This window comes from Marinobacter zhanjiangensis (assembly GCF_014651935.1).
Taxonomy (GTDB): domain Bacteria; phylum Pseudomonadota; class Gammaproteobacteria; order Pseudomonadales; family Oleiphilaceae; genus Marinobacter; species Marinobacter zhanjiangensis.
Map to the genome: position 1 here is coordinate 109,743 of NZ_BMXV01000003.1, position 14,126 is coordinate 123,868.

Genomic DNA, 14,126 nt, shown 5'->3' on the forward strand with positions numbered 1-14,126 from the left:
GTCAGCCCCGGAGGTCTGCAAGAAACCGCCTGTCCTGACCGGGGACAGGCGGTTTTTTTATGGCTGGTTGCCGGCCGTGTCAGCGATTTCCCCGGGGCCGAAGGGCTTCACCATCAGTATCAGCCGCGGCAGCAGTGTCAGCGCTCCCATCAGCGCCATGAACATGGCAAAGCCGGTGAACAGCCCGAAGTAGATCGTGGGCAGGAAGTTGGACAGCACCAGGATGGAGAAGCCGATGATGATGGTCAGCGTGGTGTAGGACATGGCCCGGCCGATGCTCTGGTGGCAACGGTGCATGGTGGCGATATAGTCCCGGTCCTTGTCAAACTCCTCCCGGAAACGGTGGATGTAGTGGATGGTGTCGTCCACGGCAATACCCACGGTGATGGCCGCCACGGTGATGGTCATCATGTCCAGGGGAATGCCCAGCCAGCCCATCAGCCCCAGCACCGAGCCGGCAGCCAGCAGGTTGGGTGCAAGGCCGATCAGGGCCAGCCCGAGGGAGCGGAACAGCACCATGAACATTACCGCAATGGCCAGGAAGACGATGCCCAGGGTGCGGATCTGGGAGTCAAACAGGCTTTGCAGCATGTTGTTGTACATCACCGTCATACCAGTGAACAGCAATTGTTCCTCCTTGAAGCCCAGCTCGTCGGTCAGGTGACCGCGGATTTCCTTCAGCAGGGCATCCCGTTGCAGGTCGGGCAGCGAATCGATCAGACGAACGCTGATGCGGGCCTGCTCATGCTCCTCGTTGATATAGGGCGTCAACAGGATGGGCTTCAGGTCATCGGGCAGGAACGCCGGCACAAAGGCCACCTCCATGGCGTCCAGTGGCTCTCCGCCGTTCACGTCGGCCAGCAGGCGAAGGGTGGTGGTGATGGACTGTACCTTGCCGGTTGCGGGCAGGCTGTCCAGGTAGGAGTGCACCTGCTCCAGGCGTTGCAGCTTCTGCCAGGTGAACCAGGTATCGCGCAGGTCGCCGCCCTCGCAATCGTCCACGAAGGGGTCGCAATCGCTGACGAAAGGGTCTGACTCGGTGTCATCGGGCCGCTGCAGGTCGGTGATCACAATATCCAGCGGGGTGGTGCCACCCAGCTTGCGGTCAATGACCAGCATGCCCTGGTGGATCTCGGTGTCGGATTTGAAATAGTCGATAAAGCTGTTTTCCACCGACAGACGTGACATGCCGGCCACACACAGCGCCGCCAGTACCACTGAACCAATCAGAACGGTGCCACCGAAACGTTCAGTGAAGCGGGCGAACGCGTCGGTAACCGGCAGGCGGCCGGCGTCAGGCTTGCGAGGGGCAGGTTCCGGCAGCAGGGAGACCAGTACCGGGAAGATCAGGAAGCTGATGGCAAAGGCCAGGGCCAGCCCCAGGGTCATCATCCAGCCAAAGTCGATCACCGGGCGGATGCCACTGAACGTGAGGGAACCGAAGGCCACCATGGTGGTCAGGGCCATAAAGAAGCAGGGTTTGACCATGGCCGCCAGGGTGTCCCGCAGGTGCTGCTTCGGATCATGGTCCGGGAAATCCTGCTGATACTCCCGGTAGCGCACGATCAGGTGGATGGTCAGCGACAGGGTCATGATCAGCAGCAGAGACACGAAGTTGGAGGAAATCACCGTGACCGGCCACTGCATCCAGCCCAGATAGCCGGCCACCAGCCACACCGTAAAGCCACAGCACAGGATGGGCACCACCACCCACTGCCAGCGCCGGAAGATCACGATCAGAGTCAGCAGCAGGAAGATCAGCACCCCGATACCGAAGGTGGACAGATCATTCTGGATAAAGCGGATCATGTCAGAGGCAATCATGGGCACACCGCCCAGGTGAATCTCCGCCCGGTCGCGATACTGATCGAGGATGCCGCGGACATCGGCGATGGTGTGCGCGCGTTCGGTTTCCAGTCGTTCCAGCAGGGTGGTGAACTCGGCGGAGACCTGCTCCAGCTCTGCCGCCTGCTCGTTGTTCAGCTCGCCGGCACGTTCCTGTTCCCGCAACTCGTTGCGGCGGAACAGCAGGTCAAAGTACTCCTGTGGCGTCGGCAGGTTGACCTGTATGGCGGTGGTGCCGGCATCCTCGCTGATCAGCATGTTGGGGTAGAGCGGGTTGGACAGCAGGGATTTCCGCGCACGCTCCAGGGGAACGTCATTGTCGTCCAGGGTCAGGATTTCCGACTCCACAGTGTCCAGGGTCAGGTCCGGGCTGTGTAGCAGGGGCACATTGAGAATGCTGTTGGTGGAGCCCACCGGCTCCAGACCCGCCAGGTCATCACGCAGGCCGCGGAGGGTGTCGATGGCGCCCCGGGTGAACAGGTCACCATCGGGTGAGTAGGTGACCACCAGAAAGTCGTCGGAGGCCCCGAAGCGCTGGTTGACGGTACGGTAGTCCTCCAGGGAGCTGTCGTTCTCCAGTACCAGGGATTCGGCGGAGGCGTCCAGGCGGAGCTGGTTCAGCTTCAGGCTGGCGATAATCAGCACGATGGCAAACAGCGCCAGCATGAGCCACGGGCGGGTCAGGACGAGCTGGTGATACAGCCGATACAGGGAACGCATGGAAAGGGCAGTCTCCGTTGCAGTAAGAATCCGGGAAGTCTGCCACAGTGGTGCGGAAATTGTGAAAAATAGCGTTAAATAACCGTATCGTCCGGGCTATTCACCCTTGCGCCCGGTGGTGAATCGGGTCAGCGCACACTGACTTGCCGGGAAACCTCCTCCAGCGAATCGATCAGCTGCTTCAGGCGCTGGCTCATTTCGGCACTGGCGGCCAGCTCCCGCACCATGCTCTCGGTGGTCTCGCGAATGCCCCGGACATCGGCCAGTACCGCATCGGTGCCGGCGGTCTGCTCGGCGGACACGCTGGCGATTTCCTCATTGGTATGATCGATGCGGCTGACCATGCCCTTGATATCCTCCAGCGCCTGCTGTCCTTCCATGGCCTCGCTGACACAGCGGGTGGCGTCCTCCGAGCTGGTGGTCATCTGGTCCACGGCGCTGGCCATGGCGTCCAGCAAACGGTCGATGGTGCCCTGGATCTGGTCGGTGGAGTCCTGTACCCGCTGGGCCAGTTTGCGCACCTCATCGGCAACCACGGCGAAGCCACGGCCTTGCTCACCGGCGCGGGCGGCTTCGATGGCGGCGTTCAGGGCCAGCAGATTGGTCTGTTCGGCGATACCCTTGATCTCGGATACTGCCTGACGGATTTCCTGACTGTTGTTGGACAACGCCTGCACCGAGCCGGCGGAACTCTCTATGGCGCCGGACAGGGTTTTTATGGACTCCGCGCTGCGCGCCACCCGGGTACTGCCGTCAACAGCGGCACGGTTGGCCTCATGGGACAGGGTATTGGCGATGCCAGCCTGCTCGGCAATACCAGAGAAGCTTTGCAACATGGCTTCCACCACCTGGGCCGAGCGCTCGGCCCCTTGCTGCTGTCGTGTCAGCCCGTCGCGACGGCGTTCTGCTGTGGTGGTCAGTTCCTGTACTTCATCGCGCAGGCGGCTGATGGCTACCAGCATGCCGCTGACCACGTCCCCGGTGCGTTGTTGCATGGCATTGAAGGCTTCCGCCATTTCGCCGATTTCGTCGGTGGAGTCCACCAGCGCCCTCTCGCTGAGATTGCCTGACGTCTGAACCGACACCATGGTCTTTTTCAACCGGTTGATGTGTCGCTCGATAAAGGAAATCAGCAGTTGCGAGCCCGCCATCTCCAGCAACATCAACAGTGCCACGATGCCGGCATAACCGGGCGCGGTTTCATCGAAAACGTCCATGAACGAACGGCCCGTCACGGTGGCGGTATTGTGCATGGCATAGAACACCAGCAGGCACATGACCACAAAGACCACAATGTTCAGCAACCAGAACTTGTACTTGAGACGGGCGTTTTTCAGGAGATTCAGCATGTGCGACCTGTTGTTGTGTGTGATCACCACCGGGCGGAGCGCGGGCACGGATGGTAGCGGGTCAGCCAGTAAACATAGCACCTGGCGGTCATATCCTGCTTGCTTCGGGCCGGTTCGGGGCAAGGTTTCACAATGTCTTACATCAGGGGGTATCGGCCGCAGGTGGGATAATTTTAGGGCAGCCTGGAAAGATGTTGGCAACAGGGCAGCGGGCAGGTGCCCGCTGCCGGAAGAGGGGGGGGTCAGTCTACCTGGCGTACCGGAATGGCACTGGTGTCCCGGGGTACAGCGGGCACCGCCAGCCCCAGGTTGTTCTTCTCGAACACACGGTCAGCGCGGTAGCTGGAGCGCACCATGGGGCCGGAGGGGACTTCCATGAAGCCCTTTTTCAGGCCGATATCCCGGTAGCGGTTGAATTCCTCCGGGGTGACGTAGCGCTCCACCGGCAGGTGATTCGGTGTGGGGCGCAGGTACTGACCCAGGGTGAGGATATCCACCCCCACGGCAAGCAGGTCGTCCATGGTTTCCAGGACTTCCTCCTCGGTTTCGCCCAGGCCCAGCATCAGGCTGGTCTTGGTCAGCACATCCGGGCGGTGCTGCTTGGCGTGTTGCAGGACGTTGAGGGTCTTGTCGTAACCGGCACGGGGATCGCGTACGCGACCGGTCAGGCGTCGCACGGTTTCCACATTCTGGGCGAACACGTCGAGCCCGGAGTCCACCACCTTCTCGACGTGGGGCATGACCGCATCGAAATCCGGTGTCAGGGCCTCAACCGCAACCTCCGGAGTGCGCTGTTTGATGGCGGCGACGCAGGCGGCGTAATGGGCGGCACCGCCGTCATCCAGGTCATCCCGGTCGACGGATGTCAGCACGATGTAGCGCAGGCCCATGAGCTCCACGGATTTGGCGGTGTTCTCCGGCTCCTCGTGGTCCAGCCAGCCTTTCGGGTTGCCAGTGTCGACCGCGCAGAACTTGCAGGCCCGGGTACAGACGGAGCCCATCACCATGATGGTGGCGGTACCGTTGTTCCAGCATTCACCGATATTGGGGCAATGGGATTCCTGGCACACGGTGCTGAGGCGATGTTCACTGACATTGCGCTTCACCGCTTCAAAGCGTTCGCCACCGGGCATTTTGGCCCGCAGCCATTTTGGCTTGCGCTGCACGGTTGAATCCGCACTGGCGGACTTCTTGACGCCGTCCTTGATGGCGGAGAATCCATGTTCGTTGCGGAACTTGGACCCGCTGACTACGCGGGTTTTGGCGCTGTCGCTCATGGCAAGCGGGGTCTCTTTGAGGTAGGTGTATCAGACTCTGTCTCAAGGTTAAGGCCATGGACTTGCGGATACAAGCGGCATAGGGGAAATCCCGGTGCCACCATGGTCGTATCCGGTCAGCCCGGTGTGGCATGCCGCAGACCGGTGAGTTCCTGCTGGCTTTGCAGCCAGCGGTCAAGGGTTTCGACATCCCGCCGGGTAGCGTAGAGCCCTTGCTTGGTGCGGCGCCAGAGAATGTCCTCGGCGGTTACCGCCCATTCGTGGCGGACCAGATACTGAACTTCCCGCTGGTAGAGGGTGCCCAGAAAGTGCTGGCCCAGGTCGTCCAGGCTTTCACTGGCTCCCAGCAGGCGGTAACTGTCGGTTCCATAACAGCGCACCAGGCGCGAGACCAGCAGCTCCGGCAGCCACGGATAACGTTTTTGCAGGGCCGCCTGGAGCTGGGGGTGGTCGTCGAAGTCACCACCGGGAAGCACAGCGGTGCGTGTCCAGTGGCCACCAGCGCTGGGAAAGAACTGGCATAACCGGTCCGTGGCGGCCTCGCTCAGCTTGCGGAAAGTGGTGAGTTTGCCGCCGAATACGGACAGCAGCGGTGTTTTTCCATCCGGGGCGTCCACTTCGAAGGAATAGTCCCGGGAGGCCTTCTGTGCGCTGCCTTCCTCGTCGTCCATCAATGGCCGCACGCCGGAGTAGGACCAGACCACATCCTCTGGCGTGAGCTGGTGCCGGAAATAGTGATTGACGATGGCCATCAGGTAATCGGTTTCCTCGTCGGAAATGGTCGCTTCCGCCGGGTTGCCCTCATAGTCGACATCGGTGGTGCCCACCAGGGAGAAGTGATCCTCGTACGGGATCACGAAGACAATGCGCTCGTCCTCGTTCTGCAGGATATAGGCCTCGCTGTCCCGATTGAGCCGGGGCACCACGATATGGCTGCCCTTGACCATGCGGATCATGCGGGGGGGCTGCTGGTCCATGGTGGAGCCGAACAGGCTGCTGACCCAGGGGCCGGCAGCATTGACCAGTGCCCGGGTATGAACCACGCGGGAGTCCCCGGTGCAGGTATCCTGCAGGGTGACCTGCCAGGTGTCGCTGCCCCGCTCTGCCCGCACGCAACGGGTGCGGGTCAGTATGGTTGCCCCCAGATCCTCCGCCTTACGGGCGGTCAGCACCACCAGGCGGGCGTCGTCCACCCAGCCGTCGGAATATTCGAAACCGCGGGTAATTCCCGGCTTCAGGGGATCGTCAGAGGTAAAGGTGACCGAGCGGGAGCCGGGCAGGCGCTCCCGTTTGGCCAGATGGTCGTACAGGAACAGGCCCGCGCGAATCATCCACGCCGGGCGCAGATGCGGCTGGTGTGGCAGCCGGAAACGCAGTGGCCACATGATATGGGGTGCATTGGCGAGCAGGGCTTCCCGTTCCGCCAGGGCCTGGCGCACCAGCCGGAATTCGTAATGTTCCAGGTATCGGAGGCCACCGTGGATCAGCTTGCTGCTGCGGCTGGAGGTGGCGGACGCCAGGTCGTTCATTTCGCACAGCAGTACTTTCAGGCCCCGGCCCGCGGCGTCCATGGCAATGCCGGTGCCGTTGACGCCACCACCGACCACAATAACGTCGTAGGTCCCCGCTTCTCCGGTCATCTGTTCGAGCTCCCGCTGGCTGATCCGTTGTCATGGTACCAGTATGGGAAAGGCCGATGTCTTCGTAAAGGAAAACAGGGAAAACAAACGAAAATTATTCGGTGCTCTCCACCACGTGCAGTGCAACCTCATGTTCCGCCAGCAAATGACAGATTTCCTCGGGCGGGGTCTGGTCGGTGAAGACGTGGTTCGCCTGGCTGATGCTGCCCAGCCGGACCATGGCGTTGCGACCAAACTTGGTGTGGTCCGCCGCCAGCAGCACCTGGTTCGAGTTGCCGATAATCGCCTGGGCCACACGCACCTCCCGATAGTCAAAGTCCAGCAGCGAGCCGTCGCCATGGATACCGCTGATACCGATGATGCCGAAATCCATACGAAACTGGTTGATAAAATCCCGGGTGGCCTCGCCGACGATGCCGCCATCGCGGTTTCGCACCTCGCCACCGGCAATGATGATGGTGAAATCCTCCCGGGCAGAGAGAATCGAGGCCACATGAAGGTTGTTGGTGACCACCTTGAGGTTGTTCCTGACCAGCAGCGCCCGGGCGATGGTTTCCGTGGTGGTGCCGATGTTGATGAACAGTGACGCATTGTCAGGGATCATTGCCACCAGGGCGGCGGCAATGCGTTCCTTGGCCTCCAGTTCCATGATCTTGCGGGCCTGGTAGGCGGTGTTGACGGTGCTGGAGTCGATACCTGCGCCACCGTGGTGGCGGCGTACCCGGTTTTGGCCGGCCAGTTCGTTCAGGTCGCGACGGATGGTCTGGGGGGTCACCCGGAAGTGATCCACCAGCTGCTCCGTGGTCGCGAACCCCTGTTGGCGGATCAGCTCCAGAATCTGGTCCTGCCGGTGATGCTGTGGCATGTGGGCTCCCGAAGTTCGTCATCGAAAATTCATGAAACGCCGGGAGTATAGCGCAATAGCGACGAGGAGTCGGTAATTCAGGGTGTTAACCGGAGCCCGGTCAGCCGCATCTGTGATTTTCGTTAACAAATCGCCAAAGTCGCGCTGATTGTTTGCGAACATCCGAACCCTGTACTAGAACCTTTTAAGTGTTAAAAAAAAAACCGGCTTTGCGTGATTCCTTTGCTGAAGCCGAGCCAGAACCCAGAATAAGGGACAGCGGGCGGAGGGTGGTCCGCCCCGCATAAGAACAACAAGGAAACCGGATGTCGCTGCAACTGGAGAACATCTCCCGTGCCGTAGATGGCGTGGACTATATCCGTGATGCGAACCTGACCTTCGAGGCCGGCTCGTTCAACGTGCTGCTGGGGCGGACCCTGGCGGGCAAGACCTCTCTCATGCGCCTGATGGCCGGGCTCGACCGGCCCGACACAGGCCGCATCCTCTACAATGGAAAAGACGTCACGGGGCAGAGCGTACAGAAGCGCAATGTCTCGATGATCTACCAGCAGTTCATTAATTACCCCAACCTGTCGGTGTACGAGAACATCGCGTCACCCCTGCGGCTTGCCCGCATGGACAAAGCCGAGATCGACCGGCGGGTGCGGGAAACCGCCGCCATGCTGCGTATCGACAATCTGCTGGCCCGGTACCCGTTGGAGCTATCCGGCGGCCAGCAGCAACGCACGGCCATGGCCCGCGCCCTGGTCAAGGACGCCACGCTGATCCTGTTCGATGAACCACTGGTGAACCTGGACTACAAGCTGCGGGAGGAACTTCGCTCGGAACTCAGGCAGCTGTTCCGGGAACGTCAGTGCATTGCCGTGTACGCCACCACCGAAGCCAACGAAGCCCTGGCCCTTGGCGGCACGACGACACTGCTCCATGAGGGCCAGGTGATCCAGAACGGCCCGGTGGCGGAGGTATACCGGCGCCCGGTGAATACCCTGGCGGCGGAACTGTTCAGTGAACCGCCCATGAACCTGATGCCGGGCCGGGTCAGCCAGCGAACCGTCAGTTTCGATGAAGGCATTGGTCACAGCCTGACCCGTGAACTGGAAAGCCTGCCCGAAGGGGACTATCTGTTCGGGGTTCGCCCCAGCCATGTGGGTCTGGCCCCGGCCAGTGACGATGACCTGGTCATGGAGATGGACGTTGAACTGGGGGAAATCAGCGGCTCGGAAACCTTCCTGCATGTTCGTAACCGGTCCCTGGAGATGGTATTGCAGGAGCTGGGCGTCCATTCCCACCATCCGGGCGACAGCGTCCAGGTCTACCTGCCCATGAACCGGCTGTTTGTTTTCGATCAGCAGCGCGCTCTGGTCCACACCCCGGCGGATACGGGAGGTGCGCATGGCTGAAATCTCCCTGACCGCCATGGCCCACAGTTACGAGCGGCATCCCTCCGGGCCTGAGGACTATGCTATACGGCAGCTGGACCATGTCTGGCACAAGGGCGGCGCTTATGCACTGTTGGGCCCCTCAGGCTGCGGCAAAAGCACCATGCTCAATATTATCTCCGGGTTGCTCGCACCCTCCGAGGGTGAGGTGCGTTTTGACGGCAAACGAGTCAATGAACTCTCACCCCGGGACCGCAATATCGCCCAGGTGTTCCAGTTCCCGGTGGTGTACGACTCCATGACGGTGTTCGACAACCTGGCGTTTCCGCTACGTAACAGCAAGGTGCCAAAGGACCGCATTCGCGAGCGAGTGGAGGAAATCGCCGGTGTTCTGGAGCTTGAGAGCCTGCTCAAACGCAAGGCCCGCAACCTGACGGCGGACGAGAAACAGAAGGTGTCCATGGGGCGGGGCCTGGTACGGGAAGACGTGACCGCCATCCTGTTCGACGAACCGCTGACGGTCATCGACCCGCAACTGAAATGGAAGCTGCGCCGCAAGCTGAAGCAGATCCATGAACAGTTCGATATCACCATGATCTACGTCACCCATGATCAGCTGGAGGCGTCCACCTTCGCCGACAAGATCGCGGTGATGTACGAGGGGCGTATCGTTCAGTTCGGAACGCCTACGGAGCTGTTCGAGAACCCGAACCACACGTTTGTCGGCTTCTTTATCGGCAGCCCGGGCATGAACCTGCTGCCGGTAACCCGCTCTGGGGATGGCGTGTGCTTCGGAGGCCTCGACATTCCGCTCTCCGATGATTTGCGCCAACGGCTGGCTGATCTGCAGACGGATAACCTCAAGCTGGGTATCCGGCCGGAATTCGTGGAGGCGTCGGAACCGGGGGAGGGCACCCATCTGGCCGCGGTTGAGGATGTGGAAGACCTGGGTACCTACCAGATCGTGACCGCCCGGCTGGAAGGTCAGCTGCTGAAAATCCGCGTGTCCGAAGACGCCCGTGTGGACCGGGGCCAGACCCTGCACCTGCATTTTCCAACCCGGTGGCTGAAGCTGTACGCCGATGAGTACCTGGTGGAGGCGACTTCATGAGCAAGGTTCCCGACAATCGCGCCTGGTGGCTGGTGCTTCCGGTACTGCTGCTGGTGGCATTCTCCGCCCTGGTGCCGCTGATGACGGTGGTGAACTACTCGGTACAGGACATTTTCGGTCCCGGCAACGCCTACTACGTGGGCACAGAGTGGTTCCGGGACGTGCTGCGGGACCAGCGGCTACAGGAGTCGCTGCTGCGACAGTTCGGTTTTTCGGCGGCAGTACTGGCCATCGAGATACCCCTGGGTATCGCCGTCGCGCTGATGATGCCGAAAGGCGGTATCCGGGCATCGCTATGCCTGATTCTGCTGGCCATCCCGCTGCTGATTCCCTGGAACGTGGTGGGCACCATCTGGCAGATCTTCGCCCGTGGTGACATCGGCCTGTTTGGCTGGGGGCTCAACGAGCTGGGGTTCAGCTACAACTATACCGGTGATCCGGTGGCAGCCTGGTTTACCGTCCTGCTGATGGATGTGTGGCACTGGACGCCCCTGGTGGCGCTGCTGTGCTATTCGGGCCTGCGGGCCATCCCGGAGGCCTTCTACCAGGCGGCGGAGATCGACCGGGCCTCCCGCTGGGCGGTGTTCCGCTACATCCAGCTGCCGCGGCTGCGTAATGTGCTGGTGATCGCGGTGCTGCTGCGGTTCATGGACAGCTTCATGATCTATACCGAGCCGTTTGTGCTTACCGGCGGTGGCCCGGGCAGCTCCACCACTTTCCTCAGCCAGACCCTGACCACCATGGCGGTGGGGCAGTTCGACCTGGGCCGGGCGGCGGCTTTCTCGCTGGTGTACTTCCTGATTGTGCTGCTGGTGTCGTGGCTGTTCTTTACCGCGATCACCCATATGGACAAGGAGCGCTAGGATATGTCGATTCAGGAAAAGTCGCGCTCCAGAGGCCTGGGAATTACCCTGTTCATCGTCCTGCTGATGACGCCGATCTACTGGTTGCTGAACATGTCGTTCAAGACCAATCAGGAAATTCTCAGCGGGCTCACCCTGTGGCCCAACGACTTCACCCTGGATAACTACCGGGTGATCTTCACCGACCCCAGCTGGTACTCCGGCTATATCAATTCCATGATCTACGTGGTGATGAACATGGCCATCACCCTGGTGGTGGCCCTGCCGGCGGCCTATGCCTTCAGTCGCTACCGGTTCATCGGCGACAAACACCTGTTCTTCTGGCTGCTGAGCAACCGCATGGCCCCGCCGGCGGTGTTCCTGCTGCCGTTCTTCCAGCTGTATTCGTCCATCGGACTGTTCGACACCCATATTGCGGTGGCCCTGGCCCACTGCCTGTTCAATGTGCCCCTGGCGGTGTGGATCCTGGAGGGGTTCATGTCGGGTGTGCCACGGGAATACGACGAGATGGCCTATATTGACGGCCACTCCTTTCCCCGTTTCTTCGTGAAGGTCTTCATGCCCATGATCAGCTCTGGCATCGGCGTGACGGCCTTCTTTATCTTCATGTTCTCGTGGGTCGAGCTGCTGCTGGCGAGAACGCTGACGTCCGTGGATGCCCAGCCCATCGCCGCCATCATGACCCGCACCATGGGTGCCAGCGGTATTGACTGGGGTGTGCTGGCGGCAGCCGGGGTGCTCACCATCCTGCCCGGCGTGCTGGTGGTGTGGTTTGTGCGCAATCACGTGGCCCGGGGCTTCGCCCTGGGGAGGGTGTAGTCATGCTGGACTGGATGAACTGGACCCAACCCGTTGCCATCTTCTTCGCTGTGATCGCCGCCATCCTGGCGGGAATGACGGTGTTCGAGATCGTGTCCCCCTGCGTCGAGCGCAAGGGTTTCCTGCCCATTGCCACCACCCGTGGCGACCGGTTGTTTATCGGGCTGCTGTCCGCCGCCTATATTCACCTGGTCTTCCTGGGTGTCAGTGAGGTGTCGCTGTGGATCGCCCTGGCGGTCTCGGTTGTGTGGGGACTGGTTCTGCTGAGGTGGGGTTGATGTTTGGGGATGTTTACCGGAAAAACCATCGAACAGGGAGGGTCTGCCTATCGTGACAATCGCACTACCCGGGATGGGGCGGTGAGGTCGCTGTCCACCGATACCAGCCCGAGACGGCGGCGCGGCCCCGGCCGCGCCATGAGCAACAAGCGCAGTCAGTGTGCAGTTGCTGACTCGACGCCTACACGAACAACAAACGAGGTTGGATATGTTCAATAACAACAAACAGCCAAGGACCTTGCTGCTGGGAACCGCTCTGGCGGTTCTCACCGCAGGGCCGGTCAGCCTGGCCCATGCAAACCAGTACGAGGACGCGGCCCGCAAGTGGGCCAAGGAATTCTCCACATCCACGCTTGACGAGGAGCAACGGCTCGAGGAGCTGTTGTGGTTCGCCAGGGCGGCGGAACCCTACCGGGGCATGGACATCAACGTGGTGTCGGAAACCATCGCTACCCACGAATACGAAGCCAACACCCTGGCGAAGGCCTTCGAGGAGATAACGGGAATAAACCTGACCCATAACCTGATCCAGGAAGGCGACGTGATCGAGAAGCTGCAGACCCAGATGCAGTCAGGTCGAAACATCTACGATGCCTACATCAACGATTCGGACCTGATCGGTACCCACTGGCGCTACGGCAAGGTGGTGCCCGTGTCCGACATGATGGAGAACGAGGCCAAGGACCTTACCCTGCCCACCCTGGACCTGGATGACTTCATCGGCCTGGATTTCACCACCGCGCCGGATGGCAAGCTCTACCAGTTGCCGACCCAGCAGTTCGCCAACCTGTACTGGTTCCGGGCCGACTGGTTCGAGCGGGAGGATCTTAAAGAGCAGTTCGAGGAAATCTACGGCTATGAGCTGGGGGTGCCGGTGAACTGGTCCGCCTATGAGGACATCGCCGAATTCTTCACCGAACACGTCAAGGAAATCGACGGCGAGCGGGTATACGGCCATATGGATTACGGCAAGAAGGACCCGTCGCTGGGCTGGCGCTTTACCGATGCCTGGTTCTCCATGGCCGGTGCCGGTGACAAGGGGCTGCCCAACGGCCTGCCGGTGGATGAGTGGGGTATCCGCGTGGATGAGTGTCATCCGGTGGGCTCCAGCGTCACCCGCGGCGGTGCTGTCAACGGCCCGGCGGCGGTCTACGCCACCACCAAGTACCTGGACTGGATGAAGCAGTACGCGCCGCCGGAAGCTCAGGGAATGACCTTCTCCGAGGCAGGTCCGGTGCCGGCCCAGGGCAATATTGCACAGCAGATCTTCTGGTACACCGCCTTTACCGCCAGCATGATCGAAGAGGGTCTGCCGGTAGTAAACGAGGATGGCACCCCGAAATGGCGCATGGCGCCGTCGCCCCATGGTCCTTATTGGGAAGAGGGCATGAAGCTGGGCTATCAGGATGTGGGGTCCTGGACCTTCTTTGACTCCACCCCGGAAAAGCGCCGCCTGGCGGCCTGGCTGTATGCCCAGTTCACCGTGGCCAAGACCGTTTCCCTGGAGAAGACCCTTGCTGGCCTGACGCCGATCCGCGAGTCTGATATCAACTCCGATGCCATGACCGAAGCAGCCCCGCGTCTGGGTGGCCTGGTGGAATTCTACCGCAGCCCGGCCCGGGTCCAGTGGAGCCCCACCGGCACCAACGTACCGGACTATCCGAAACTGGCCCAGCTGTGGTGGCAGTATATCTCCCAGGCTGCCAGCGGTGAGGCCAGCCCCCAGGAGGCTCTGGATGGTCTGGCGGAAGCCCAGGACAGCATCATGATGCGCCTGGAGCGAGCCAAGGTGATGGAAACCTGCGGCCCCAGGCTGAACGAACCACGGGAAGCCCAGTACTGGCTGGACCAGCCCGGCGCACCCAAGCCGAAGCTGGATAACGAAAAGCCCCAGGGTGAAACCGTGCCCTACGAGGAACTGCTCAAGACCTGGGAAGAGGAAAGGGAAAGCTGAGACTTTCCCCAGAAATAAAAAAAGAG

General features: G+C 61.2%; 11 protein-coding genes. 6 read left to right on the forward strand and 5 right to left on the reverse strand.

Translation table 11 applies throughout. From position 1 onward, the window contains the following. Positions 1 to 57 precede the first annotated feature (57 nt). The 5 genes from IE079_RS07165 to IE079_RS07185 form a co-directional block, all read right to left on the reverse strand. Positions 58 to 2,565, reverse strand: a complete 2,508-nt coding sequence (locus IE079_RS07165) for an efflux RND transporter permease subunit (protein WP_189574929.1) — start codon at positions 2,563 to 2,565, stop codon at positions 58 to 60. A 128-nt stretch (positions 2,566 to 2,693) separates the two neighbouring features. After that, a complete protein-coding gene (locus IE079_RS07170; RefSeq protein WP_189574931.1) occupies positions 2,694 to 3,914 on the reverse strand; it encodes a methyl-accepting chemotaxis protein in 1,221 nt (406 codons plus the stop codon). A gap of 242 nt (positions 3,915 to 4,156) precedes the next feature. After that, on the reverse strand, positions 4,157 to 5,191 hold the full coding sequence (lipA, locus tag IE079_RS07175; protein ID WP_189574933.1) for a lipoyl synthase: 1,035 nt from the start codon (positions 5,189 to 5,191) through the stop codon (positions 4,157 to 4,159). Between the two features lie 116 nt (positions 5,192 to 5,307). Beyond that, complete coding sequence (glpD, locus tag IE079_RS07180; protein ID WP_189574935.1) at positions 5,308 to 6,831, reverse strand: glycerol-3-phosphate dehydrogenase; 1,524 nt, start codon at positions 6,829 to 6,831, stop codon at positions 5,308 to 5,310. 94 nt (positions 6,832 to 6,925) lie between these two features. Continuing rightward, positions 6,926 to 7,696 carry a DeoR/GlpR family transcriptional regulator gene (locus IE079_RS07185; protein ID WP_189574937.1) on the reverse strand — a complete coding sequence of 257 codons (771 nt, stop codon included), beginning with the start codon at positions 7,694 to 7,696 and terminating at the stop codon, positions 6,926 to 6,928. A 305-nt stretch (positions 7,697 to 8,001) separates the two neighbouring features. Between IE079_RS07185 and IE079_RS07190 the strand changes: the two genes are divergently transcribed. The 6 genes from IE079_RS07190 to IE079_RS07215 all read left to right on the forward strand — a co-directional run bounded on the left by IE079_RS07190 (position 8,002) and on the right by IE079_RS07215 (position 14,100). Then, positions 8,002 to 9,096 (forward strand): ABC transporter ATP-binding protein, encoded by a 1,095-nt coding sequence (locus IE079_RS07190; RefSeq protein ID WP_189574939.1) that lies wholly within the window; start codon positions 8,002 to 8,004, stop codon positions 9,094 to 9,096. Further along, a complete protein-coding gene (locus IE079_RS07195) occupies positions 9,089 to 10,186 on the forward strand; it encodes an ABC transporter ATP-binding protein (RefSeq protein WP_189574941.1) in 1,098 nt (365 codons plus the stop codon). The genes IE079_RS07190 and IE079_RS07195 overlap by 8 nt, the downstream gene beginning before the upstream one ends. Continuing rightward, a complete protein-coding gene (locus IE079_RS07200) occupies positions 10,183 to 11,049 on the forward strand; it encodes a carbohydrate ABC transporter permease (protein ID WP_189574942.1) in 867 nt (288 codons plus the stop codon). The genes IE079_RS07195 and IE079_RS07200 overlap by 4 nt, the downstream gene beginning before the upstream one ends. Before the next feature lie 3 nt (positions 11,050 to 11,052). Beyond that, positions 11,053 to 11,868 carry a carbohydrate ABC transporter permease gene (locus tag IE079_RS07205; RefSeq protein WP_189574944.1) on the forward strand — a complete coding sequence of 272 codons (816 nt, stop codon included), beginning with the start codon at positions 11,053 to 11,055 and terminating at the stop codon, positions 11,866 to 11,868. Between the two features lie 2 nt (positions 11,869 to 11,870). Continuing rightward, the gene (locus IE079_RS07210; protein ID WP_189574946.1) at positions 11,871 to 12,146 is read left to right on the forward strand and encodes a DUF2160 domain-containing protein; all 276 of its coding nucleotides are present in this window, start codon (positions 11,871 to 11,873) and stop codon (positions 12,144 to 12,146) included. Between the two features lie 208 nt (positions 12,147 to 12,354). Beyond that, positions 12,355 to 14,100 (forward strand): ABC transporter substrate-binding protein, encoded by a 1,746-nt coding sequence (locus IE079_RS07215; RefSeq protein WP_189574948.1) that lies wholly within the window; start codon positions 12,355 to 12,357, stop codon positions 14,098 to 14,100. Positions 14,101 to 14,126 lie beyond the last annotated feature (26 nt).